Here is a 3,091-nt window from a genome sequence, read left to right as displayed (position 1 = left end):
ATACGAGTACATCGACTCCTGCAGGACCGACCCCGCCGAGACCAACCCGGTGTACAAGATGTGCGCCTGGTTGACCGTCTCGACCTCTGGGTTCTACAACTGGCTCTCGCGCCCGACCTCGGCCACCGCGGCCCGCAGACAGGCGCTGACGGCCAGGGTGAGGCACTTCTTCACCGCCACCGACGCCACCTACGGGTATCGGCGGATTCACGCCGATCTGGTTGACGAGGGCACCGAGTGTTCACCGGAGCTCGTGCGGCAGATCATGCGCTCTGAAGGCCTCGTTGCCTGCCAACCGAGACCATTTCGGGTGACCACCGAAGCCGATGACGCCGCCGCGGCCGACATGCCTGACCTGGTGAAACGAGACTTCACCGCCGATCGCGCCGGGGTCAAGTTGGGGCTGGTGCACGAGTAGGTGACAGGGTTAGTCACGCGGCTTGAAGGGCCTCGTCGGTCATGATGGTCTCGAATTCGATGGGGGTCAATCTGCCGAGGCGATCTTGCCGTCTGCGGCGGTGGTAGGTGCGTTCGATCCAGTGCACGATCGCCGCGCGGAGCTCGTCTCTGGTAGCCCAGGATCGTCGGTCGAGGACGTTGTTCTGCAGCAGCGAGAAGAAGCTCTCCATGGCCGCGTTGTCCCCGCACGCACCGACCCGGCCCATCGAGCCGATCAGCCCGTGACGGGTGATTTCCATCTGCATCTTCTTTGAGCGAAACTGCGATCCTCTATCGCTGTGGAGGACGCAGCCGGTCACGTCCCCTCGCCTGGCGACGGCGCTGACCAGAGCGTTGACCGCCAGGCGGGATTTCATTCTCGAGTCGATCGAATACCCAACGATCCGCCCCGAGTAGACGTCTTTGATCGCGCACAGGTACAGCAGTAGTGCCCCATAGAGTGGTGTAACTCGGTGGCCGAGATCGTCTGCGATTACGTGTTGTACACGGATGTAGAGCGGCCACCGTGTGATCCTTCGAGTCAACCTTTCACAGAATCCTCGAACGGAGTCATCACGATGACCGCACCCCACATTGTCGACCCTGCAGGCCTGCTTGGCCAAGCCCTCGCCGACGCATCCCCGGATCTGATGCGCGAGCTGCTGCAGATCATGATCAACGCCCTGCTCTCGGCCGACGCCGACAGCGTGTGCGGCGCCGAGTGGAACGCCCGGTCCGCCGAGCGCACCAACCGCCGCAACGGCTACCGCCACCGGCCCCTGGACACCCGCGTCGGCACCGTCGACGTCGCTGTCCCAAAGCTGCGCTCGGGCAGCTACTTTCCTGAGTGGCTGCTCGAGCGCCGAAAGCGAGCCGAGTCCGCGTTGATCACCGTCGTGGCGGACTGCTACCTGGCCGGGGTGTCCACCCGCCGGATGGACAAACTGGTCAAGACCCTCGGCATCGACTCACTGTCCAAGTCGCAGGTCTCACGGATGGCCGAACACCTGGACGAGCAGGTCGCCGCGTTCCGCCACCGCCGCCTGGACGAGGCCGGACCGTTCACCTTCGTCACCGCCGACGCGTTGACCATCAAGGTCCGCGAGAACAACCAGGTCGTCAAGGCCGCCGTCCTGCTGGCAACTGGAGTCAACGGCGACGGCCACCGCGAAGTCCTCGGGATGCAGGTCGCCACCAGCGAGACCAAAGCCTCATGGAACACCTTCTTCGCCGACCTGGTCGCCCGCGGCCTGGGCGGGGTGCGCCTGGTGACCTCCGATGCCCACGCCGGGCTCGTGGACGCGATCGCAGCGAACCTGCCCGGCGCGGCGTGGCAGCGCTGCCGCACCCACTACGCGGCGAACCTCATGGCCGAGTGCCCCAAGTCCATGTGGCCGGCCGTGAAAGCCATGCTCCACAGCGTCTACGACCAGCCCACCCCGACCGCGGTGCACGAACAGTTCGACCGACTCCTGGAGTACACCGACGGGCGCCTGCCTGAGGTCGCCGACCACCTCGGTGATGCCCGCGAGGACCTGCTCGCCTTCACCACGTTCCCCGACGATGTATGGCGACAGATCTGGTCCAACAACCCCACCGAGCGCCTCAACCGGGAGATCCGCCGCCGCACCGACGTCGTGGGGATCTTCCCCAACCGCGACGCCATCATCCGCCTCATCGGCGCAGTCCTGGCCGAACAGACCGACGAATGGGCCGAAGGACGCCGCTACCTCGGCCTCGAAGTCCTCAGCCGATGCCGACTCACACTGACCACCAACACCGACACCAGCTCGCCGACGGAGGTGACCACCGATCCACTGATCCAACTACCCGCCTGATCACCAACGAAGGATCAAAAACCAGTTACACCAATACCAGGGGCTTGGCCGGTACAGCTTCCCTTCGGCTGTCCAGTGCTCGGTGATGTCGGTCAGCCACAGTTCATTCGGGCCCTGGGCGGTGAAGTCCCGCTCGACGAGATCGTCGTGCACTGGCGGGCCGGCCTTGCGGTGCCGACCCCGGCTATTCTTGCTGATGGCGCTGGTCCAGCCGCCGGTAGAGCAGATTCGCCAAGCGGTACGCCGGCACATCTTCTCGCCTGCGGTCTCGGCTTCATCGGCGAGGTAGCGGTAGCCGAACTCTGGGTCCTCACGGTGGGCATCGAATAGAGCGTTGGCCCGGTATGCCTCGGCGAGTTCGGCATCGGTGACCGGGTTCTTGAGCCATCGATAGTAGGGCTGACGAGCAATTTCAAGTACCCGGCACGTTACCGCGACGGGAATACCGTCAGCGGCGAGCTCGTTCACGAGCGGGTACCACCTTTTCCCGGCAGATTCGCCTGGGATAGGTACGCCGCCGCGCGGCGCAGGACCTCGTTCTCCTGCTCCAGCAGCCGAACGCGGCGTTTGGCCTCGCGCAGTTCCTGGGACTCGTTGTTCCAGGCTTGATCCCGGCCTCCACGTCGGCCTTGCGAATCCACTTCTGCAACGTCATGGGGTGGATCCCGAAGTCGGCGGCGATCTGCTCGAGCGTCACACCGTCTTCACGATTCTGAGCGACGCGGACGACGTCGTCGCGGAACTCCTGGGGATAGGGCTTGGGCACAGCTGACATCCTTCCAGGCCGCCTCGTAGGGCAAGCCAGTTCAGATGTC

3 protein-coding genes and 2 pseudogenes are annotated in these 3,091 nt (G+C 64.7%); 2 read left to right on the top strand and 3 right to left on the bottom strand.

Annotated features, from left to right (window positions below):
* Nucleotides 1-397: pseudogene (locus G6018_RS17050) on the top strand (IS3 family transposase); the annotation flags it as partial.
* Between the two features lie 34 nt (nt 398-431).
* Here G6018_RS17050 and G6018_RS17045 read toward each other — a convergent pair.
* Nucleotides 432-881 (bottom strand): annotated as a pseudogene (locus G6018_RS17045) (DDE-type integrase/transposase/recombinase); the annotation flags it as partial.
* 135 nt (nt 882-1,016) lie between these two features.
* Here G6018_RS17045 and G6018_RS17040 point away from each other — a divergent pair.
* Nucleotides 1,017-2,276: an IS256 family transposase gene (locus tag G6018_RS17040; RefSeq protein ID WP_182640272.1), complete on the top strand. Its 1,260-nt coding sequence runs from the start codon at nt 1,017-1,019 to the stop codon at nt 2,274-2,276.
* On the opposite strand, the gene G6018_RS17205 is transcribed toward G6018_RS17040, so the two are convergent.
* Together G6018_RS17205 and G6018_RS17030 are read right to left on the bottom strand one after the other, a co-directional pair.
* Nucleotides 2,277-2,744, bottom strand: coding sequence for a hypothetical protein (locus G6018_RS17205; RefSeq protein WP_206685276.1), 468 nt, complete (start codon nt 2,742-2,744; stop codon nt 2,277-2,279). It lies immediately after the preceding gene.
* A complete protein-coding gene (locus G6018_RS17030; RefSeq protein ID WP_182640273.1) occupies nt 2,741-2,917 on the bottom strand; it encodes a hypothetical protein in 177 nt (58 codons plus the stop codon). The genes G6018_RS17205 and G6018_RS17030 overlap by 4 nt, the downstream gene beginning before the upstream one ends.
* Nucleotides 2,918-3,091: the final 174 nt, after the last annotated feature.

The organism is Dietzia sp. DQ11-44, assembly GCF_014145205.1.
Lineage (GTDB): Bacteria > Actinomycetota > Actinomycetes > Mycobacteriales > Mycobacteriaceae > Dietzia > Dietzia natronolimnaea.
Note: the sequence above shows the minus strand (reverse complement) of the source record. Positions and strands in the feature narration are given on the sequence as shown.

What these genes read in the sequence shown, in the direction of transcription:
- G6018_RS17040 (WP_182640272.1), top strand. Translation starts at nt 1,017, where the DNA reads ATGACCGCACCCCACATTGTCGACCCTGCAGGCCTGCTTGGCCAAGCC.